This window comes from Pseudomonas sp. W2-17, from assembly GCF_041060445.1.
Classification (GTDB): domain Bacteria; phylum Pseudomonadota; class Gammaproteobacteria; order Pseudomonadales; family Pseudomonadaceae; genus Aquipseudomonas.
The window spans coordinates 147465-166431 of record NZ_JAUFNS010000005.1 but is presented as its reverse complement, the minus strand read 5'-3'; the positions used below and the strand labels follow the sequence as shown (position 1 = coordinate 166431).

Annotated in this window: 20 protein-coding genes and 1 pseudogene; 7 read left to right on the top strand and 14 right to left on the bottom strand. The window is 60.5% G+C overall.

Annotation, left to right across the window (positions count from 1 at the left end; translation table 11 throughout):
* Positions 1-8: 8 nt before the first annotated feature.
* Together ubiA and QWI20_RS08215 are read right to left on the bottom strand one after the other, a co-directional pair.
* A complete protein-coding gene (ubiA, locus tag QWI20_RS08220) occupies positions 9-899 on the bottom strand; it encodes a 4-hydroxybenzoate octaprenyltransferase (RefSeq protein ID WP_369305035.1) in 891 nt (296 codons plus the stop codon).
* Positions 899-1477: a chorismate lyase gene (locus tag QWI20_RS08215; RefSeq protein ID WP_369305033.1), complete on the bottom strand. Its 579-nt coding sequence runs from the start codon at positions 1475-1477 to the stop codon at positions 899-901. Before QWI20_RS08215 ends, ubiA begins: the two co-directional genes overlap by 1 nt.
* A gap of 317 nt (positions 1478-1794) precedes the next feature.
* Here QWI20_RS08215 and QWI20_RS08210 point away from each other — a divergent pair, with 317 nt between their 5' ends.
* From QWI20_RS08210 to QWI20_RS08195, 4 genes and pseudogenes are all read left to right on the top strand, one after another.
* On the top strand, positions 1795-1962 hold the full coding sequence (locus tag QWI20_RS08210; RefSeq protein ID WP_002555879.1) for a rubredoxin: 168 nt from the start codon (positions 1795-1797) through the stop codon (positions 1960-1962).
* Between the two features lie 34 nt (positions 1963-1996).
* Positions 1997-3145, top strand: coding sequence for an NAD(P)/FAD-dependent oxidoreductase (locus QWI20_RS08205; protein WP_369305029.1), 1149 nt, complete (start codon positions 1997-1999; stop codon positions 3143-3145).
* Between the two features lie 188 nt (positions 3146-3333).
* Positions 3334-3603, top strand: a pseudogene (locus tag QWI20_RS08200) (HU family DNA-binding protein); the annotation flags it as partial.
* A 329-nt stretch (positions 3604-3932) separates the two neighbouring features.
* The gene (locus QWI20_RS08195; RefSeq protein ID WP_369305027.1) at positions 3933-4307 is read left to right on the top strand and encodes a helicase; all 375 of its coding nucleotides are present in this window, start codon (positions 3933-3935) and stop codon (positions 4305-4307) included.
* 21 nt (positions 4308-4328) lie between these two features.
* Here the strand turns inward: QWI20_RS08195 and QWI20_RS08190 are convergent, their stop codons facing one another.
* From QWI20_RS08190 to exbB, 6 genes are all read right to left on the bottom strand, one after another.
* Positions 4329-5717 (bottom strand): HDOD domain-containing protein, encoded by a 1389-nt coding sequence (locus QWI20_RS08190; protein WP_369305026.1) that lies wholly within the window; start codon positions 5715-5717, stop codon positions 4329-4331.
* 87 nt (positions 5718-5804) lie between these two features.
* Complete coding sequence (gene recG, locus QWI20_RS08185; RefSeq protein WP_369305025.1) at positions 5805-7880, bottom strand: ATP-dependent DNA helicase RecG; 2076 nt, start codon at positions 7878-7880, stop codon at positions 5805-5807.
* An 8-nt stretch (positions 7881-7888) separates the two neighbouring features.
* Positions 7889-8818, bottom strand: a complete 930-nt coding sequence (locus QWI20_RS08180) for a hydrogen peroxide-inducible genes activator (RefSeq protein WP_065988216.1) — start codon at positions 8816-8818, stop codon at positions 7889-7891.
* A gap of 91 nt (positions 8819-8909) precedes the next feature.
* Positions 8910-9653: an energy transducer TonB gene (locus QWI20_RS08175; RefSeq protein ID WP_369305023.1), complete on the bottom strand. Its 744-nt coding sequence runs from the start codon at positions 9651-9653 to the stop codon at positions 8910-8912.
* Positions 9650-10075 (bottom strand): TonB system transport protein ExbD, encoded by a 426-nt coding sequence (exbD, locus tag QWI20_RS08170; RefSeq protein ID WP_133773871.1) that lies wholly within the window; start codon positions 10073-10075, stop codon positions 9650-9652. The genes QWI20_RS08175 and exbD overlap by 4 nt, the downstream gene beginning before the upstream one ends.
* A gap of 3 nt (positions 10076-10078) precedes the next feature.
* Positions 10079-11056 carry a tonB-system energizer ExbB gene (gene exbB / locus QWI20_RS08165; protein WP_369305022.1) on the bottom strand — a complete coding sequence of 326 codons (978 nt, stop codon included), beginning with the start codon at positions 11054-11056 and terminating at the stop codon, positions 10079-10081.
* Positions 11057-11267: 211 nt separating this feature from the next.
* Here exbB and QWI20_RS08160 point away from each other — a divergent pair, with 211 nt between their 5' ends.
* Positions 11268-12128 carry an SDR family oxidoreductase gene (locus QWI20_RS08160; RefSeq protein WP_369305021.1) on the top strand — a complete coding sequence of 287 codons (861 nt, stop codon included), beginning with the start codon at positions 11268-11270 and terminating at the stop codon, positions 12126-12128.
* Positions 12129-12255: 127 nt separating this feature from the next.
* Here the strand turns inward: QWI20_RS08160 and QWI20_RS08155 are convergent, their stop codons facing one another.
* The 6 genes from QWI20_RS08155 to QWI20_RS08130 form a co-directional block, all read right to left on the bottom strand.
* Positions 12256-12993 (bottom strand): hypothetical protein, encoded by a 738-nt coding sequence (locus QWI20_RS08155; RefSeq protein WP_369305020.1) that lies wholly within the window; start codon positions 12991-12993, stop codon positions 12256-12258.
* 57 nt (positions 12994-13050) lie between these two features.
* Positions 13051-13431: a RidA family protein gene (locus tag QWI20_RS08150; protein WP_065988223.1), complete on the bottom strand. Its 381-nt coding sequence runs from the start codon at positions 13429-13431 to the stop codon at positions 13051-13053.
* A gap of 24 nt (positions 13432-13455) precedes the next feature.
* A complete protein-coding gene (spoT, locus tag QWI20_RS08145; RefSeq protein ID WP_192171463.1) occupies positions 13456-15564 on the bottom strand; it encodes a bifunctional GTP diphosphokinase/guanosine-3',5'-bis pyrophosphate 3'-pyrophosphohydrolase in 2109 nt (702 codons plus the stop codon).
* 60 nt (positions 15565-15624) lie between these two features.
* Positions 15625-15888, bottom strand: coding sequence for a DNA-directed RNA polymerase subunit omega (gene rpoZ, locus QWI20_RS08140; RefSeq protein WP_025257879.1), 264 nt, complete (start codon positions 15886-15888; stop codon positions 15625-15627).
* Positions 15889-16017: 129 nt separating this feature from the next.
* On the bottom strand, positions 16018-16638 hold the full coding sequence (gmk, locus tag QWI20_RS08135) for a guanylate kinase (protein ID WP_192171487.1): 621 nt from the start codon (positions 16636-16638) through the stop codon (positions 16018-16020).
* Between the two features lie 13 nt (positions 16639-16651).
* Positions 16652-17515, bottom strand: a complete 864-nt coding sequence (locus tag QWI20_RS08130; RefSeq protein ID WP_369305019.1) for a YicC/YloC family endoribonuclease — start codon at positions 17513-17515, stop codon at positions 16652-16654.
* A gap of 290 nt (positions 17516-17805) precedes the next feature.
* Here QWI20_RS08130 and rph point away from each other — a divergent pair, with 290 nt between their 5' ends.
* Entirely contained in the window at positions 17806-18528 is a 723-nt protein-coding gene (gene rph / locus QWI20_RS08125; protein WP_369305018.1) for a ribonuclease PH, read from the top strand.
* Positions 18529-18585: 57 nt separating this feature from the next.
* Entirely contained in the window at positions 18586-18954 is a 369-nt protein-coding gene (locus QWI20_RS08120; protein WP_369305017.1) for a DUF4870 domain-containing protein, read from the top strand.
* Positions 18955-18967 lie beyond the last annotated feature (13 nt).

Sequence of the window (18967 nt, the reverse complement as noted above, 5' to 3'; positions counted from 1 at the left end):
TTAATCGGTCAGCGCAGCGCGTAGTCGACCAAGATACCGACAAAGATCGCCAGCCCTGCCCAATGGTTATGCAGAAAAGCCTTGAAGCAGGCTTGCGGGTCTTTGTCCCGCGTCGACCAGAACTCCCAGCCAAAGCATCCCGCCGCGACCAGTAGGCCGATGAAGAAGTACAGGCCCAGCTCGAAGCGTGTACCCGCCAGCATCAGGCAGAACAATGCCAGGCCTTGCAGCGTCAGGATGATCACCCGATCCGCGTCGCCGAACAGCACAGCCGTGGATTTCACGCCGATCTTCAAGTCGTCCTCGCGATCCGTCATCGCGTAATACGTGTCATATCCCACCGTCCACAGCAGATTGGCGATGTACAGCAGCCACGCGGCAGCGGGCAGCTCGCCGGTCTCTGCGGTAAATGCCATCGGCATGCCCCACGAAAATGCAGCGCCCAATACCACTTGCGGGTAGTAGGTATAGCGCTTCATGAACGGGTAGCACGCCGCGAGGGCAAGACCGCCGAACGACAGCCAGATTGTCGTCGCATTGGTGAACAACACCAGGACAAAGCTCAGCCCCACCAATACGGCGAACAGAATCAGCGCTTCCTTTGACGTCACCCTGCCACTCACCAACGGCCGTTGCTCGGTGCGTTTGACGTGGCCGTCCACCTTGCGGTCGGCGAAGTCGTTGAACACGCAGCCCGCCGCGCGCATCAGGAACACGCCGATGACGAAAATCAGCAGTGTGCTCAGGGACGGCGAACCCTTGCCTGCAATCCAGACGGCCCACAAGGTTGGCCACAGCAACAGATAAATGCCGATGGGCTTGTCGATGCGCGTGAGCTGGATGAAGTCCCAGGCGCGCGGGTGCAGACGGTTCAGTGATTTGAGCAACGACAGGTACATCAGCGGCCCTCTTGGGCATGCAGTGGAAGGTGGGCTTCGATGGCGCGCCACGCGGTGGGCAGAAACACTTCCGCTACCAAGATGCTCAAGGACCCACGGCTGAAACAGGAGCGGCGTCCCCACAAGCCCTGCTGTGCGTCAGTCTCGGGCAGCCATTGCGCAGGATAGCGACAGACCTGCAGCGGACCGCGGGCGAAGGCTTTATCGCTGAACAGCAGTTCGCCCAGCGATCGGGTGCCGAGCTCGTCCATGTGCAGGCCGTCATGCTCCAGAGCGCTGCGGGCGGCGACACTGCGGGCAAACACCCATCGTTCGTCACGGCCCAGCAGAAAGACTTCACGCACCCAACCTTCGCTGCCCTCAGGCAAGTGCAGCGCGGCGCATTCATCTTCACGCAGGCGCTGCCAGCCTTCGAATTGCGGCTGCACGCAGAAATGATTGTCAGAGAGCCGGGTCAGGCGTCGGGTGAGGGAATCTTCGTGGAACAGCCACTCAAGAACGACGGGTGAGGGGGCATCGATCAACTGATCGCGCAAAAGCCACTCGGGCGCTGGAAATGCAGGGGTTTGCTGGATCACGGGAGACAAACACAGGCGGCAATCGAGGCGGCGAGCTTAGCATGATTGCGATTTTTGACCGACGACCGGAGCTCCCCCATTTCTGCGCTGAGGCACTTGATGCCTTCCCGGCTAAAGCCAGTCCTACAGAATATGCGGTGTTAGTGGGACCGGCTTCAGCCGGGAAGAGGCCGGTCCTCCGAAAAGTGCGCGAGTCGCGCATCAATGAAACTTGCGTCATTGCGCTGTGATCAGTAAAAGGCCTGACCCATTCGATAAACTTCGCGACGACAGCGGAGCGTCTGGGACGTCTAGCCTGAAACCAAGAGAACCGACCAATGAAAAAGTGGCAATGCATAGTCTGTGGCCTGATCTACAACGAAGCCGACGGTTGGCCGGATGACGGCATCGCGCCCGGCACGCTCTGGCAGGATGTGCCGGAAGACTGGCTGTGCCCTGACTGCGGCGTCGGCAAAATGGATTTTGAGATGATCGAAATCGGCTGATCCGCCGACTTCCACGACCCCTCTGGAGAAATGAATGAACGCACCTGTCGTGATCATCGGTACCGGGCTGGCGGGTTATAACCTCGCCCGCGAATTTCGCAAGCTGGATGGCGAGACGCCGCTGTTGCTGATCACCGCCGATGACGGCCGTTCGTACTCCAAACCCATGCTTTCCACCGGCTTTGGCAAAAACAAGGAAGCTGACGGCCTGAGCATGGCCGAGCCGGGTGCCATGGCCGAGCAGCTCAAGGCCGAGGTGCGCACGCACACCCGCGTCAGCGGCATCGATCCGGGTCACAAGCGTCTGTGGATCGGCGAGGAAGCGGTGCCCTACCGCGATCTGATTCTGGCGTGGGGCGCGGAAACGGTGCGCGTGCCGGTGGCCGGTGATGCCGCCAATGCCATATTCCCGATCAATGATCTGGAGGACTACGCGCGTTTCCGTGCTGCAGCTGCCGGCAAGAAGCGAGTGCTGATTCTGGGCGCAGGCCTGATCGGCTGCGAGTTCGCCAACGATCTGATCCTGGGCGGCTACGAGATCGACCTGGTTGCACCGTGCGAGCAGGTGATGCCGACGTTGCTGCACCCTGCGGCTGCCGCAGCGGTACAGGCCGGACTGGAAAGCCTGGGCGCGCGTTTTCATCTCGGCCCCTTGCTGACCCGGCTTGATCGTGCCGACGACGGGCTCGAGGCGCACCTGTCCGATGGTGAGGTGCTTCACTGCGATCTGGTGGTGTCGGCCATCGGCCTGCGCCCCCGCACTGATCTCGCCGCAGCGGCCGGCCTGGAAATCGGGCGTGGCGTTGTGGTCGATCGGCATTTGCAGACCTCCCACGCCAATATCCATGCACTGGGCGACTGCGCTGAAGTCGATGGCCTGAATCTGCTCTACGTCATGCCGCTGATGAACTGCGCCCGGGCATTGGCGCAAACCCTCGCCGGCACACCCACACCCGTCAAATATGGCCCGATGCCGGTCACGGTGAAAACGCCGGTTTGCCCGCTGGTAGTGTCGCCGCCGCCCAAGGGCTCGGAAGGTGTCTGGACCGTGGAAGGTGAGGGCGCCGACATCAAGGCACTGTGCCTGGACAGCGACGGCAACCTGCTGGGTTACGCGCTGACAGGCGCGGCGGTGATGGACAAGCTTGCCCTGAACAAGGCTTTGCCCCCGCTGCTGGCATGATTAACAGTCGTTCTGTCGGATAAGCCATCTTTTAGTTGAAACAAACGTGGCCCACGTACTGGCGCGGGTCCCGGTGGCGTGCCATTCTCATTCCGGTCTGCCGCAACGTAGAGCTGTTGCGGCACCTGCTCGCTGTCCGCAAGGGCTGCACGGGACATAAAAACAAAAAACCGTAAAAGAGGCTTCATATGCGTAAACCAGAACTCGCAGCGGCTATTGCCGAGAAAGCAGATCTCACCAAAGAACAAGCCAATCGCGTCCTCAACGCGGTGCTCGACGAAATCACCAACGCGCTGCACAAAAAGGACAGCGTCACGCTGGTTGGCTTCGGCACTTTCCTGCAACGTCATCGTGGCGCCCGCACCGGCAAGAACCCTCAGACCGGTGAGCCCGTCAAGATCAAGGCCAGCAACACGGTGGCATTCAAGCCGGGCAAGTTTCTCAAAGACAGCGTCAATCCGGACTCGGCAAAGCCAGCCAAACCAGCCAAGCCGGCTGCAGCCGCCAAAGATGCCAAGCCAGCCAAGGCCGCAGCGGCCAAGGCACCCGCAGCAAAGAAAAAGTAATTCGCTGAGCGCTCTGCGGAGGGCGAGCAGCATGGAAATGGGCATACCGATCAGTCGGCGTGCCCATTTTTTTATGGCCGGTGAGTCGACCTGCGCCGACCTGCGCGTCCCGTCTAGCCCGCCACTTTGCGACTGACCGGTTCTGCCTGCTCGCCGGTCAATCAAGCTCGCTACACTGCGGCTGGTCACCCTGACCGCCGCTGATCCCATGAGGCCCACGCATGAAGTTTCGTTTTCTACTCTGGATGTTGGGCCTGTTGATGGCCCGCGCCAGTCGCAATAATCCCGCTTTTCAGCAGCAACTCGCGGGGAAGGATCTGGCTTTCCAATTGCAGACCGCTGACGGCAAGATCGCCCGGCACTTCATCGTGCGCGATCAGCGCGTCAAGAGCTGCGCCGGCACCTTTGCGGCGCCTGCGTTCGTGATCTCTTTCAAAGACGCCGATTACGGCTTCGCCACAATGCAGGCCCGGAACAAGCAGCTCGCATTCATGCAGGGCATTCAGGACAAGGACATCCTGGTCACCGGCAACGCGGGACTGGTGATGTGGTTCCAGGGGCTGACGAAGTATTTGAAGCCGAGGAAGAAGAAATAACCTTCCTCGGAAACTTCGAAATCAGCTGAACTGCGAGGCCAGTTCGCGCAACAGCACTTCGGCCTCGAGCACTTTCTTCACGACGTCCTGAGCTTTCTCGCGAGAGAGCTTCAGACGATCAAGCAGCTCGTCCGGAATGCTTTCCAGAGGGCCGGAGCCGATGCCTTCCTTGCGCAGCAGTCTCACCGCCAGGCATACCAGGTTTGCATACTTGTGATGCTCACCTGCGTAGTGCGGGTCGTGCTGAAAGCGCAGGGCGATGACCAACTCCTCCGGCATGTCCCAGTTGCGCATCAGCCAGGAGCCGATCTGCTCGCGGCTGATGCCCAGCAGATGCTGTTCGACGTAGCTGTGATGCAGGTGCGGATTGACTTCGATCTGGCGGCAGATCAGCGAAAAGTGCGGCGGAAACACATGCGCCAGCAGCAGATAGCCGAAGTTGTGCAGCAAGCCGGCGAGGTACGTCAGGCCACTTTCCGGGCGCTCGGCACGGGGCATGGCGCGGGTCAGGCCTTCGATGATCGCAGCCGTGTAGATTGACTGCTGCCAGTAAGGCGTCGCCTGCTGCGGATGATCCTTGGGCAACGCCAGGGTTTTGCCCAACGCCAGACCGAGCGCCAGATTGATCACCAGATCAAAACCCAGCACGCGAACAATGGCGTCTTCCACCGAACGGATTTTGCCGGCCGAACCGTAATACGGGGAGGCTGCCCAGCTCACGACCTGTGCCGCCAATGCCGGATCGGTTTCGACTACGCCGGTGATGTCGTCGATGGTCGCGTCCGGGTCGACACGCAGCTTGATGATTTTCTGCGCCGTGTCGGCCAACGGCGGGATTTCCACCGTGGATTCCAGGCGCTGCTGAATGCGTCGGGCAGTGAAGTTCTGAACGGCCTTGGTGATCTCCTCGCGGTCGTCATCGGGACGCGTGAGGTTAGGGGTGACCGACGTCACCGGTTCGCCAAAACGGGCAGCGCTGGCCTTGGTCAACAGCGTCTTGAAATCCTCGCTGCTGATTTCCAGCAAGAGGCCTGGCTCGCCGGAGTCGATCAGCACGGCAGGGCCAGACAGAATTCGCTCTTCATACAGACAAGGCGAGCTGGTCAGTGAAGGCAGGCCGGGCAACGTGCCGAGCTTGTGTTTTTGCAGCATGAGCTCAAGCGACTCTTTCGGAACCGCTTTCAATTTGCGGCCGGTCAACTCGGCGATGCGGTTGAGGTCGAGCAAATGGTTTTGTGGAAACAGGATGAACAGCGCGCCAACGGAGTCATCGACCAGAATGGCCTGAACCTTCTGGGCCGGCGGCAGAGACTCATCGTCAGTTACTTCACGGAAGTTGAGTTTGCCCAGCAACTGCCGAATGACAGAAGGGCAGTGTGGGCTTGTGTCGATGTGGGCAACTTCTGTCATGGCCTGTATCCAGATTCCTACAATCGCTGAAGTATAACCAGCTTAGTTGTTATAGAGGTGAGACACCCTGTTATTGCGTTGACTGCTTCACACTTGCCCGTATTGCTGGCCATGGCGCAGCCAGCGTTCCAGCAGAGGACTGACATGGTGCGGCCAGCGTTCAAGCAGTGCCTGTGCAGCGTCCCTCACCGCGGGCAGCAAATCTGCATCGCGCATCAGGTCAGCGACTTTGAATTGCAACAGCCCTGTCTGACGCGTGCCGAGCATCTCGCCGGGCCCACGCAGCTCCAGATCTTTTTCAGCGATGACGAAGCCGTCGTTGGTTTCACGCATGATGCCCAGCCGCTGACGACCGATCTGCGAAAGCGGCGGGTGGTACAACAGCACGCAATGGCTGGCGGCGCTGCCCCGGCCGACCCGACCGCGCAATTGATGCAGCTGCGCCAGGCCCAGGCGTTCCGGGTTTTCGATGATCATCAGGCTGGCATTGGGAACGTCCACGCCGACCTCGATCACCGTCGTCGCAATCAGCAGATTCAGATTGCCCTGCTTGAACTCGGCCATGACGGCGGCTTTTTCGGCGGGCTTCATGCGCCCGTGAATCAAGCCGACCTTGAGCTCGCCCAGCGCGCTGGTCAATTCCTCGAACGTGGTTTCAGCGGCCTGACACGTCAGCTCCTCGGACTCCTCGATCAGCGTGCACACCCAGTACGCCTGCCGGCCTTCGGCGCACGCATTGCGTACGCGCTCGACGACTTCGATCCGTCGACTGTCGACCACCAGCACGGTATTCACCGGCGTACGCCCGGGCGGCAGTTCGTCGAGGATCGACGTGTCGAGGTCGGCGTAGGCGCTCATCGCCAGCGTGCGTGGAATGGGGGTGGCGGTCATGATCAATTGGTGTGGGCACATCGAGCCGCCGACGCCTTTCTTGCGCAGGGCCAGACGTTGCTGAACACCGAAACGGTGCTGTTCATCGATGATGACCAGCGCGAGATTCTTGAACTGCACTTCGTCCTGGAACAGCGCGTGGGTGCCGACCACCATAGGCGTACCGCCGGCGATCTGCGCCAGCGATGCCGCCCGCGCCTTGCCCTTGAGTTTGCCCGCGAGCCAGGCTGTCTCGATGCCGAGAGGCTCCAGCCAGCGGGTGAAATTGATGAAATGCTGTTCGGCAAGAATCTCCGTGGGCGCCATCAGTGCGACCTGATAGCCAGCCTCCAGCGCCTGCAACGCCGCGAGGGCTGCGACGACCGTCTTGCCAGCACCCACGTCGCCCTGAATCAGCCGCAGCATCGGTTCCTGCTGACTGAGGTCGTAGGCGATCTCATTGCCGACGCGCTGCTGCGCACCTGTGGGCGGGAATCCGAGGTTGGCGAGGAATTGCTTCGGCAGGCGTTTGGCCGGGGGCAATGCAGGCGCGCGTTGCGAGCGCAGGCTTTCACGCAGGCGTTGCTGGGAAAGCTGGTGCGTCAGCAACTCTTCAAAGGCCAGTCGGTGCTGCGCCCAGTGGTGGCCCAGCGCGAGCTCTTCGACGTCAGCATCGGCAGGCGGGTTGTGCAGGTAATGAATGGCCTCAGCCAGGGGCGCGAGTTGATAGTCGCGTGCCAGCTCATCCGGCAGCCAGTCAGGCAGGCTTTTCGGGCCGAGCATCGACAGGCTCTGCTGACACAATTGCCGCAGGCGCTGCTGGGTGAGGCCTTCGGTCGTGGGGTAGATCGGTGTCAGCGTCTGCTCGACAGCAACGGGTTCATCCCCGGTGATCGCGCGATATTCCGGGTGGTAGATCTCAAGCCCCGACGCACCGGGCCGGGCTTCGCCGTAACAGCGCACATGGGTACCGCGCTTGAGGCCGTCCTTCTGCGCGTTGCTGAAGTGGTAGAAGCGCAGGCTCAACACGCCGGTGCCATCGCCGATCCTGACCAGCAAACTGCGGCGCTTGCCCATGACCACGTCGGCGCCGCTGACCACGCCCTCGACCACCGCGTCCTGGCCCGGGCGCAATTCGCCGATGGGCACGACGCGAGTCCGGTCCTGATAACGCAACGGCAGGTGAAACAGCACGTCTTGAATGTTCTCAAGACCGACTTTCGCCAGCTTTTCAGCCATTGCCTCACCGACGCCTTTTAGCGCCGTGACCGAGACATGAGACAGCTCCGTCATACCGTCCCTTAACTCGCTTCAGCCTGAGCTTTAGGACGAGCGACGGAACACAGACGAATCGAGTCGGCGAGGATTTCGATGGCTTTCGGACGCGGGAAGCTGGCACGCCAGGCGATTGCCACAGTGCGGAATGGCACTGGCGGCGACAGCGGGCGGACTTCGATCACGCCTGGTGCGTAGTGATGGCTGTCAACGGCGGACATCGGCAGGATGGAAATACCCAACCCTGAAGCAACCATGTGCCGAATGGTTTCCAGCGAGCTGGACTCCACCGTGGTGTGCTTGGCAGCGTCGCCGCCCTTGACCAGCGTCGGACAGGCTTCGAGCACCTGATCGCGGAAGCAGTGACCTTCGCCCAGCAACAGCAGGCTTTTGTCGTTCAGCGCCGAAGCATCGATGGTCTTTTTCTGGGTCCATGGATGATCGGCAGGCATCAGTACGTAGAACGGCTCGTCGTAAAGCGACAGCGTCAGGACATCAGCCTCGTTGAATGGCAGGGCGATGATGATCGCGTCGAGCTCGCCATTGCGCAGCTTGTCGCGCAGCACGTGGGTGAAGTTTTCCTCGATGTACAACGGCATCTGCGGGGCGACCCGGTGCAGTTGGGGAATCAGGTGAGGAAAAAGATACGGGCCGACGGTGTAGATCGCGCCGACTTTAAGCGGCGCGGTCAGCTGGTTCTTGCCGGTCTGGGCCAGTTCACGAATGCCCTGGGCCTGTTCGAGAACCTTTTGCGCCTGAGCCACGATGCCCTCGCCAACCGGGGTCAGACGTACGGCACTCTTGCTGCGCTCGAAAATCAGCACACCGAGTTCATCTTCCAGCTTCTTGACGCCCACCGACAAGGTCGGCTGGCTGACGTGACAGCGTTCAGCGGCGTGGCCGAAGTGCTGTTCTTGAGCGAGGGTAACGATGTAGCGCAATTCTGTGAGGGTCATAACGTGCGTCCATGAAGTTGCGGCCCCAGCATAGCGGGTGCAATCGATAGACGCACGTTATCAACCCGTCGCGGCTGACAAAATTCTGGTTTCAGCGTTTATCCAGGGAATAAACGAAGGGAGCGACCACTTCCAGCGACCCGTTCTTCAGCAATTCCGGCGGCGGCTTGGGCAATGGCTGCGCGCGGCGGATCATTTCCAGCGTCGCTCGATCCAGTGATGCGCTGCCCGAGCCTCCGGCCAGTTCATAGGACAACACGCGGCCTTCGCCATCGACCACGAAGCGCAGACGACTGGTGCCCTGCATGCCCCGACGTCGAGCATCTTCCGGGTACCGCTTGAACTTGCTCAGGTGACTCAGCAATTCACCCTGCCAAGTAGGTAATGCATTGCTCGGCGGCGTGGGCGGAGCAGGTTGCGGCGACGCTGACTTCTCCGGCTTGGCGTTGGATGGCGGGGCGTCCAGCGGCTTGTCGTCGGCTGGCTTTTCTTCCTTCGGCGGCTCGACCTTCTTCACAGGTTTTGGCGGCTGTGGTTTGGGCTTTGGCTTGACCGGCTTGGGCACAGCGATTTCGGCCTTGGGCGCTTCGGCGACTGGCGGAATCGGCAGTTGTTCTTCAGGCGCAGGCGGCTGCGGGGGTTGCACGACTTTTGGCGGTGGCGGCGGGGCGGGCTCGGGGACCGGCGCCAGTTCGACCATCATCGCGGCCGGCGGCAACTCGATGGCCTGCGAAGAGGGCCAGCGCAACGCGACGATAATCGCCACAGCATGGACCGCCAGCACCAACAACAGACTACCGCTATAGCGCGTCAGCTTTTGGCGCATATTGATCATTTCTTGCCGACCGTCTCGAGACCCACCAGGCCCACCTTCAGGTAGCCTGCGCCGCGCAGGGCGTTCATGACGTCCATCAGGTCGCCGTAGTCGACGCCCTTGTCGGCCTGGAAGAAGATCGTGGTGTCTTTCTTGCCTTTGGTCTTGGCATCCAGCACCTGACCGATCTGCTCGCGGGCCACTTTTTCATCGCCCAGGTACAGGCTCTGGTCGGCTTTCACGCTCAGGAAAATCGGCTTTTCGGGTCGAGGCACCGGCTTGGCGGTAGAGGCAGGCAGGTCAACCTTGATGTCCACGGTTGCCAGCGGGGCGGCAACCATAAAGATGATCAGCAGGACCAGCATGACGTCGATGAACGGCGTCACGTTGATTTCGTGGTTCTCGGCGAGCTCGTCGTCGCCTTCCTTCAAATGCAGGCCCATGGTTTACCCCATCTTTACCATGTGCGGCGATTGGCTGCGCTCGACCGCAGGCTGGTGATCCAGATCGCGACTGACCAGCAACAGAACCTGCGCCGAAGCGTCGGACACTTGCGCCTTGTAACCGGCAATGGAGCGGGCGAAGACGTTGTAGATGACCACGGCAGGAATCGCGGCAACCAGACCCAGTGCGGTGGCCAGCAAGGCCTCGGCGATGCCCGGCGCCACAACAGCCAGGTTGGTGGTCTGGGTTTTGGCGATGCCGATGAAGCTGTTCATGATCCCCCATACGGTGCCGAACAGGCCCACGAACGGCGCAGTCGAGCCGATGGTGGCCAACACGCCGGTGCCCATGCTCATGTTGCGGCCGCACGCGGCGACCAGCCGTTCAAGGCGGAAAGCGACGCGCTCCTTGATGCCTTCCCGTTCGCGGGTGTTAACCGACAGGCGCATCTCTTCCAGTGCGTCGTGCACCAGCAAATGGGAAAGGGTGCCTTCTTTCTTCGCCCCTGCACTGGCTTCGTCCAGGTTGCGTGCGCGTTTCAGCGCAGCGATTTCGCTCCGCAGACGACGCTTGGCGCCCAGAAGTTCGAAGCCCTTGGCAATCCAGATGGTCCAGGTAATGACCGATGCAATGGCCAGACCGATCATCACGGCTTTGACGATGATGTCCGCGTTCTTGTACATACCCCAGGGCGAGAGGTCGTGGGACATGCCCAGGCTGTTATCTTCCGCAGCGGCATCAAGCGACTCAGCCGGAGCAGATGCCGGGGTCAGTTCTTGAACGCCTGGCGTTGTCGAAGGGTCAACCGGGGTGGCGGTTGGCGCCTCGGCCTGTACGGCGGGCTTTTGTACGGGAGCGTTGGAGTCGGCGAGCGCTATGGGCGTCAACATCAGGCTGAACAGCAGCGCGGCAATGGCGCGTCCTGCACGTGGCAGACCTCGGTTGGCAATGGACGAAGCGGGGGTTTGAATAGATGTCATGCTGGCCCGACCTGATATGAAAATAGGTGTTCGTTCTGAGAGCGTCACGCTGGCGCGAGGCGAGCGGAGGAGAACAAAGGGCTGTCATTATTGCAAGTAATTCTTGTTAACAAAAGTAAGAGCGTCTCTTTTTCTTGAGAATGCTTCCCAATGGTCGGTTTTATAGCCCTTTTCACGGGCTGAAATTCAACGAGTAATGTGGAGATTGGACATGTCAGCGCCATCCGTTTTGATTGCTGGATGTGGCGATATCGGGAGCCGACTGGCCTCCCAACTGTTGCCTGATGGCTGGACGGTATACGGCCTGCGCCGCTCCGTTGAGAAGCTGCCCGCAGGCGTGCTCGCCGTCAGCGGCGACTTGTTCGACGCCCGCATTCCCGCGCACTGGCCGGAAGGTCGGCTTGATTACTTGGTCTATTGCGCCACACCCACTGACCGGGATGAGGCGGGTTACCGTGCGGCTTATGTAGAGGGGCTGCGGCACGTACTAGGCTGGAGCGAGCGCAGCGGACAGCGGCCGAAGCGGATATTGTTCGTGTCCAGCAGCAGCGTCTATGGCCAGCAGCACGGCGAGTGGGTTGATGAAACGTCGGCTGTCGAAGCGACCGGGTACTCAGGTCAGGTCATGCGCGAGGCTGAACAAGTGGCGTTGGACAGCGGCGTGCCAGCTACCATCGTCAGGCTGACCGGGATTTACGGCCCGGGACGCAGTGATCTGATGAACCGTGTACGTCAGGGCTACAGTGTTGCAACTGATCCGCCTCTGTATGGCAATCGCATTCATGCTGATGACGCGGCCGGGCTGCTGGCGTTTTTGCTGCGCGCTGCTTCGAACGATGTAGCGCTGGAGGACTGTTATATCGGCGTCGACGATGCGCCCGCGCCGCTGGCCGAAGTGGTCGACTGGATGCGTCAGCGTCTGGGCGTCACAGAGTGGTCGGATGAACACAACGTGCGCCGCGCCGGGAGCAAGCGCTGCAGCAATGCCCGCGCCAGGGCGCTGGGCTGGACGCCGCGTTATGCGACTTATAGGGAAGGGTATGAGGCGATGCTGGCAGACCAGCCGAACTAGCTCGGATCACTGAAATCCTGTGGGAGCGAGCTTGCTCGCGAAGAGGGTGGCACAGCCGCTAAGTATCCAGCGGCTGAAAGGCCCTTTCGTGAGCAAGCTCACTCCCACAACAACGACGTTCGCTGTATCAGTTCTTCTCAAGCACCCAGCGCTTCTCGCCCGGGCGCAGGTCCGGCATTTCGGTTGCCTGGGCGTTGTTCACCGCCTGGAACAACTCCAGCTGTTTGCCGTTACGGATGAAGATCCACGGGTTACCGCGCTCGTTCTTCTCCAGCCACATGCTGTCGTATTCACCGCTCATGGCTGCGCAGTCGCCGGCCAGGCACAGTGCGTAGCGATCATTACCTGGCAGGCCACTGACGCTGCCGTCTGGCAGGAATTCAACCGTGCTGCCCTGACCGTCGCCATTGACGATGGTCCACTTGCCGCCAAGGTAGGCGGTGTAGAGCGCGCGCTCAAAGCTGGTGCCGGGTTGTGCGCCGGCCGGTGGGGCTTCTTTCGGCGAGCGGAAATGCTGTTCCGGCCCGGTGTCGCTGGCGCGTTGCACCAGCTCATCGCCCTTGATGGTCAGCTCATCAGACGCATTGCCGTAGAAGTCGACGCGCAGCTTGCCGTCGGCATTGCTGGCGATCTTGCCTTCACTCAGCTCGAAGCCGTTTGAAGCAGTGGCTTGTCCGGCCTTGGTGTTGATGTTCCATTCCAGATTCGGGCCGTAGGCCAGCAGCGCCTGACGCAGGTTGCCGCCTTGGGCTGCCGCGTCGATGGCCGCCTGGTTGATCCAGGTGCCGTCCGGGCTTTTGTCGGAGTGGCTGGCGCAGCCGCTGAGCAGTGCGACCAGCAGTGAGAGGGCAAACGCAACGCGCATGGGCGGAGTCCTTCCTTTTCTGAGGAGGCGGAGCGTGCTTGAGCTCCGCACCGGGATTTACTCGATGACCAGAATGGCGTCCATTTCAACCTGAGCGCCACGCGGCAGTGCAGCCACGCCAATGGCGGCGCGCGCCGGATACGGCTGTTCGAAATATTTGCCCATGATCTCGTTGACCTTGGCGAAGTGGCTCAGGTCAGTGAGGAAGATATTCAGCTTGACGATATCCTTGAACGAGCCGCCTGCGGCTTCGGCCACCGCCTTCAGGTTTTCGAAGACCTGAACGGTCTGTGCTTCAAACCCTTCGACCAGCTCCATGGTCTTGGGGTCCAGCGGAATCTGGCCCGACATGTAGACGGTATTGCCCGCCTTGATTGCCTGGGAGTAGGTGCCGATGGCGGCGGGGGCTTTGTCGCTGGAGATGACGGTCTTGCTCATGAAAAACTCCTGTTTGCGGTTTGACTACGCGCGCATACGGGTGATGCGAATCACGCCGGCCAGGGCGCGCAGTTTCTTGATCACACGGGCCAGATGCACGCGGTCGTGCACGCTGACCACCAGTTGGACCACGCTGATGCGACCATCGCGTTCATCCATACTGATTTTTTCGATGTTGCCGTCCGCGGCGTTGACGCTGCTGGCGAGCAAGGCGATCAGGCCACGCTGGTGTTCCAGTTCGACGCGCAGCTCAACGTTGAATTCGCCGGTGACGTCTTTGGCCCACGACAGCTGAATGCACTTCTCGGGGTTGTGGCGGATTTCCGCGATGTTCCGACAGTTGTCCAGGTGCACGACCATGCCTTTGCCCGCGGACAAATGCCCGACGATCGGGTCGCCTGGTATCGGCGTACAGCACTTGGCGTAACTGAGGACGAGGCCTTCGGTGCCACGAATAGCCAGTGGACCCTCTGCGTTTGGCAGTTGATCGCCTTCACTGGCGAGCAATCGGCGAGCGACCACGTAAGCCATGCGGTTACCCAGGCCAATGTCTTCGAGCAGGTCTTCGATGACCTCGACGCGATACTCGGCAAGGATCAGGCGCACGCGTTCGGCCGGAATCTTTTCCAGTGTGCTGTCGAAGCCGTTGAGTACTTTGTTCAGCAGGCGTTCGCCGAGATTGATCGACTCCGATCGGCGCTGCAGTTTGAGCGCATGACGGATGTGCGTGCGGGCCTTGCCGGTCACGACAAAGTTGAGCCAGGCCGGATTCGGACGTGCTCCCGGCGCACTCACAATCTCGACGGTCGAGCCGCTTTGCAGCGGTTCGGAAAGCGGCGCCAGCCGGCGATTTATCCGGCAGGCGATGCAGCTGTTGCCGACGTCGGTGTGGACGGCATATGCGAAGTCCACTGCCGTGGAGCCTTTCGGCAGCTCCATGATTCGGCCCTTGGGCGTGAACACGTAGACCTCGTCCGGGAACAGGTCAATCTTCACGCTCTCGATGAATTCCAGCGAGTTACCCGCACGCTGTTGCATTTCCAGCACGCCCTTGACCCACTGGCGAGCCCGCGCGTGGGTGCTTTTCGGCTGTTCATCGCCAGAGGATTTGTACAGCCAGTGCGCGGCGATACCGTTGTTGGCCATCTCTTCCATTTCGCGAGTACGAATCTGGATTTCGATGGGCACGCCGTGCATCCCGAACAAGGTGGTGTGCAGCGATTGATAGCCGTTGGCTTTCGGGATCGCGATGTAATCCTTGAAGCGGCCGGGCAGCGGCTTGTACAAATTATGCACAGCGCCGAGCACGCGATAGCAGGTGTCGACCTTGTCGACGATGATCCTGAACGCGTAGACGTCCATGATCTCGTTGAAGGCCCGGCGCTTGCCGCGCATCTTTTTGTAGATGCCATACAAATGCTTCTGACGACCGCTGACTTCGCCTTCGATGCCGTCAACGGCGAGGCAGTGGCTCAGCGACTCTTCGATCTTGTTGACCAGTTCCTTGCGGTTGCCGCGCGCGCGCTTGACCGCCTGGCCAATGCGCGAAGAGCGCATCGGGTACATCGCCTTGAAACCCAGGTCTTCGAATTCGATGCGCACGCTGTGCATGCCAAGGCGATTGGCGATAGGGGCGTAGATTTCGAGGGTTTCTTTGGCGATGCGACGGCGCTTCTCTCCGGAAAGGACTTCCAGCGTGCGCATGTTATGCAGGCGGTCGGCGAGCTTGACCAGAATCACACGGATGTCCCGCGCCATGGCCATCGCCATCTTCTGGAAGTTTTCAGCCTGAGCTTCGGCTTTGGTCTCGAAGTTCATCTGGGTCAGTTTGCTGACCCCGTCGACCAATTCGGCCACCGTTTCGCCAAACTGTGCGCAGAGCGCTTCTTTGGCGATGCCGGTGTCTTCGATCACGTCATGCAGCATGGCTGCCATCAGGCTCTGATGGTCCATGTGCATGTCGGCAAGAATATTGGCCACCGCCAGCGGATGCGTGACGTAGGCTTCGCCGCTGCGACGGCGTTGGCCGTCGTGGGCTTGTTCGGCGTAGAAGTACGCCCGGCGGACCAGATTGACCTGGTCTGCGCCGAGGTAGGTCGCGAGGCGATCGGCGAGGGCGTCTATGCTCGGCAAGATAAATCTCCTTGCCGAAGGCTGTGACCCTGCGCCTTGCTACGTCGACCAGGCATAGGCTTAAACGGCCTCGCTGGACTCGTCCTCGAATGCGGCGAACAGTGGTTCATCTTCAACGATTTCGGCTTCTGCGATAACAGCGTAATCCATCAGGCCTGCAGCGATTTCACGCAGGGCCACCACGGTAGGCTTGTCGTTTTCCCATGCCAGCTTTGGCTCTTTGCCACCGGTCGCCAGTTGACGCGAGCGCTTGGTGGCGAGCATGACCAGCTCAAAACGGTTATCTACATGTTCCAGGCAGTCTTCAACGGTCACGCGGGCCATGGGTATTCCTCGTAGCAAATGCGATATGCGCGGTGCCCGAATGGGCGAGCGGACTCGACAGTCTAAAAAATCACCAGCGTTTAGGGAAGCGCTGATTTCAATAGCCCGGTTTTGCCGGGCAAAAACCGATCAGGCCAACAGTTGCGACAACAGCTGACTATGACGCTGCTGTTGGTGCTCCTGGCTCAGCAAATTGGCGCGGAAGATGGCTTTCAGGTCTTCGAGCGCCGTGGCGAAATCGTCGTTGATCACAATGTAATCGTATTCGGCGTAGTGACTCATCTCGCTGACCGCCTCGCGCATGCGGCCCTCGATGATCTCGTCGCTGTCCTGGCCCCGGTTGGTCAAACGCTGGCGCAGCGCCTGCTGGGTCGGCGGCAGAATGAAGATCGAGCGGGCGTGGGGCATCAGTTTGCGAACCTGCTCCGCACCTTGCCAGTCGATCTCCAGAATCAGGTCATGACCTTCGTCCAGCGTCTGCTGTAAACGGCTTTGTGAGGTCCCGTACATGTTGCCGAAGACTTCAGCCTGCTCGAGAAAGTCGCCGTGCTCGATCATGCGTACGAATTCGGCGCGGTCGACGAAGTGGTAGTTCACGCCGTCCACTTCGCCCGGACGCATGGCCCGGGTGGTGTGGGACACCGACACGCGAATCTGCGGCTGAGCGTTGATCAGGGCGTTGACCAGACTGGTCTTGCCCGCGCCCGATGGGGCGGAAATGATGTACAGGGTGCCGGTGCTGTGGGTCATGTTGGAGGTGGCCTTACTCAATGTTCTGCACTTGTTCGCGCATCTGTTCGATCAACACTTTGAGGTTGACGGCAGCTTGCGTACTTCGAGGATCAAAGGCTTTGGAGCCCAGTGTGTTGGCTTCGCGGTTGAGCTCTTGCATCAGAAAATCCAGCCGGCGCCCGGCTTGTCCGCCGGCTTTGAGCACGCGGCGAACCTCGGTGACGTGCGTGCTCAGGCGGTCGAGTTCTTCGGCGACGTCGCTTTTTTGCGCCAGCAGGACCATTTCCTGTTCCAGACGCTGCGGATCGAGCTCGGCCTTCATGTCGGTAAAGCGATCGAGCACCTTCTGGCGCTGGGCGGCGAGCATCTGCGGCACGAGCGTACGCAAGGTCGCGACTTCAGTCTTGATCGCGGTAAGCCGTTCGTCGAGAAGCCTGGCCAGATCGGCGCCTTCGCGGGCGCGCCCGGCCTTGAGTTCTTCAAGGGCTTCGTTGAACAAGGCCAGGGCATCATTGTTGAGCGCTTGCGGATCGGCAGCGTCGGCCACCAGCACGCCAGGCCAGGCCAGCACTTCAAGCGGGTTCAGCGCAGCAGGTTGTTTGATCAGGCTGGCAACGATCTCCGCAGCCGCGACTAGTTGCCCTGCGCGCTCGCGATCAACCTGCAGCGGTTTGCCTGCGGTTTCTTCAGTAAAACGCAAGGTGCATTCGATTTTGCCCCGGGAAAGGCCCTGGCGCAGCGCTTCACGTACAGCGCCTTCGAGGTCACGGAAGGATTCCGGCAGGCGCAAATGGGGTTCGAGGTAACGGTGATTGACCGAGCGCATTTCCCAGCTCAGCGTGCCTTGGGGGCCGGCTCGTTCAGCGCGGGCAAAAGCCGTCATGCTGTGCACCATGGGAAGTACCTCTATAAATTCAGGCGTTTGCGGATAGCCGGTCCGACATAAATCCCCGGCAAAGTGTCGTGGGGAAACGACTGGCTATAAAGGCGCAGGATTGTAGCTCAGTGCAGGGTGTGCGCCCAAATGTGGCATTGTCGCAAGCGATGCGCGGCGTCGTGACCCTGCTGTCCGGCAGTGCCCTTCAGCAGCGTTCGTTGTGAGCGATGTGTCATTAGATGTCCCAAGCCGTGCCTGCACCTCTATAATGCAGACCAGTTTTCCGTCTCCCAGTACAGGTATCCCAGATGAAACGTCCAAGTGGTCGCGCTGCCGATCAGCTTCGCCCGATCCGCATCACCCGCAACTACACCAAGCACGCCGAGGGTTCTGTGCTGGTCGAGTTCGGTGATACCAAGGTGATCTGCACCGTCAGCGTTGAAAACGGCGTTCCGCGTTTTCTCAAGGGGCAGGGCCAGGGCTGGTTGACGGCTGAGTACGGCATGCTGCCTCGCGCAACGGGCGAGCGTAACCAGCGCGAAGCCAGCCGTGGCAAGCAGGGCGGCCGTACCCTCGAAATCCAGCGCCTGATTGGCCGCTCGCTGCGTGCGGCACTGGACATGTCCAAGCTGGGTGAAATCACCTTGTATGTCGACTGCGACGTGATCCAGGCAGACGGCGGGACACGCACTGCGTCGATCACCGGCTCCATGGTCGCGCTGATCGATGCACTCAAATCGATCAAAAAGCGTGGCGGCCTCAAGGGTGGCGATCCGCTGAAGCAGATGATCGCGGCCGTATCGGTGGGCATGTATCAGGGCGAGCCGGTCCTGGACCTGGATTATCTTGAAGACTCCGCCGCCGAGACCGACCTCAACGTGGTCATGACCAGCGCGGGCGGTTTCATCGAAGTGCAGGGCACTGCCGAGGGTGCGCCGTTCCAGCCTGAAGATTTGAACGCGATGCTGGCACTGGCTCAAAAAGGCATGAACGAAATCTTCGAACTGCAGCAGGCGGCACTGGCCGACTGATCGGTTTCTACGTTAGAACACCACGTCAGAGCACCACATCAAAATAGGGAAAGCATGATGATCGAGAGTCAGTCGCCGTTGCCAGCGCCGAGTAAAGAAGTCCGTCAGTGGGCAATGCTGTGCCACTTCGCGGCGTTCTTCGGCCTGATCTTCCCGTTCGGCAATTTGCTCGGGCCGCTGATCGTCTGGCAGCTCAAGAAAGAAGTCGACCCGTACATTGATGCTCAGGGCAAGGAAGCCCTCAATTTTCAGATCACTGTCGCCATCGCCGCGATGATCTGTTTTTTGCTGATGGTGGTGATTATCGGCTTTCCGCTGTTGATGCTGGTGGGCGTCGGCGCGCTGGTGCTGACGATCATCGCGGGCGTCAAGGTCAATGACGGCGTCGCCTACCGCTATCCGTTTACTTGGCGGTTGATCAAGTAAGACTTCACGGAGA

Coding starts and splice junctions, on each gene's coding strand:
- ubiA (WP_369305035.1), bottom strand. CDS start 899: ATGTACCTGTCGTTGCTCAAATCACTGAACCGTCTGCACCCGCGCGCC.
- QWI20_RS08210 (WP_002555879.1), top strand. CDS start 1,795: ATGAAAAAGTGGCAATGCATAGTCTGTGGCCTGATCTACAACGAAGCC.
- QWI20_RS08205 (WP_369305029.1), top strand. CDS start 1,997: ATGAACGCACCTGTCGTGATCATCGGTACCGGGCTGGCGGGTTATAAC.
- QWI20_RS08195 (WP_369305027.1), top strand. CDS start 3,933: ATGAAGTTTCGTTTTCTACTCTGGATGTTGGGCCTGTTGATGGCCCGC.
- QWI20_RS08190 (WP_369305026.1), bottom strand. CDS start 5,717: ATGACAGAAGTTGCCCACATCGACACAAGCCCACACTGCCCTTCTGTC.
- recG (WP_369305025.1), bottom strand. CDS start 7,880: ATGACGGAGCTGTCTCATGTCTCGGTCACGGCGCTAAAAGGCGTCGGT.
- QWI20_RS08180 (WP_065988216.1), bottom strand. CDS start 8,818: ATGACCCTCACAGAATTGCGCTACATCGTTACCCTCGCTCAAGAACAG.
- QWI20_RS08175 (WP_369305023.1), bottom strand. CDS start 9,653: ATGATCAATATGCGCCAAAAGCTGACGCGCTATAGCGGTAGTCTGTTG.
- exbD (WP_133773871.1), bottom strand. CDS start 10,075: ATGGGCCTGCATTTGAAGGAAGGCGACGACGAGCTCGCCGAGAACCAC.
- exbB (WP_369305022.1), bottom strand. CDS start 11,056: ATGACATCTATTCAAACCCCCGCTTCGTCCATTGCCAACCGAGGTCTG.
- QWI20_RS08160 (WP_369305021.1), top strand. CDS start 11,268: ATGTCAGCGCCATCCGTTTTGATTGCTGGATGTGGCGATATCGGGAGC.
- QWI20_RS08155 (WP_369305020.1), bottom strand. CDS start 12,993: ATGCGCGTTGCGTTTGCCCTCTCACTGCTGGTCGCACTGCTCAGCGGC.
- QWI20_RS08150 (WP_065988223.1), bottom strand. CDS start 13,431: ATGAGCAAGACCGTCATCTCCAGCGACAAAGCCCCCGCCGCCATCGGC.
- rpoZ (WP_025257879.1), bottom strand. CDS start 15,888: ATGGCCCGCGTGACCGTTGAAGACTGCCTGGAACATGTAGATAACCGT.
- gmk (WP_192171487.1), bottom strand. CDS start 16,638: ATGACCCACAGCACCGGCACCCTGTACATCATTTCCGCCCCATCGGGC.
- QWI20_RS08130 (WP_369305019.1), bottom strand. CDS start 17,515: ATGGTGCACAGCATGACGGCTTTTGCCCGCGCTGAACGAGCCGGCCCC.
- rph (WP_369305018.1), top strand. CDS start 17,806: ATGAAACGTCCAAGTGGTCGCGCTGCCGATCAGCTTCGCCCGATCCGC.
- QWI20_RS08120 (WP_369305017.1), top strand. CDS start 18,586: ATGATCGAGAGTCAGTCGCCGTTGCCAGCGCCGAGTAAAGAAGTCCGT.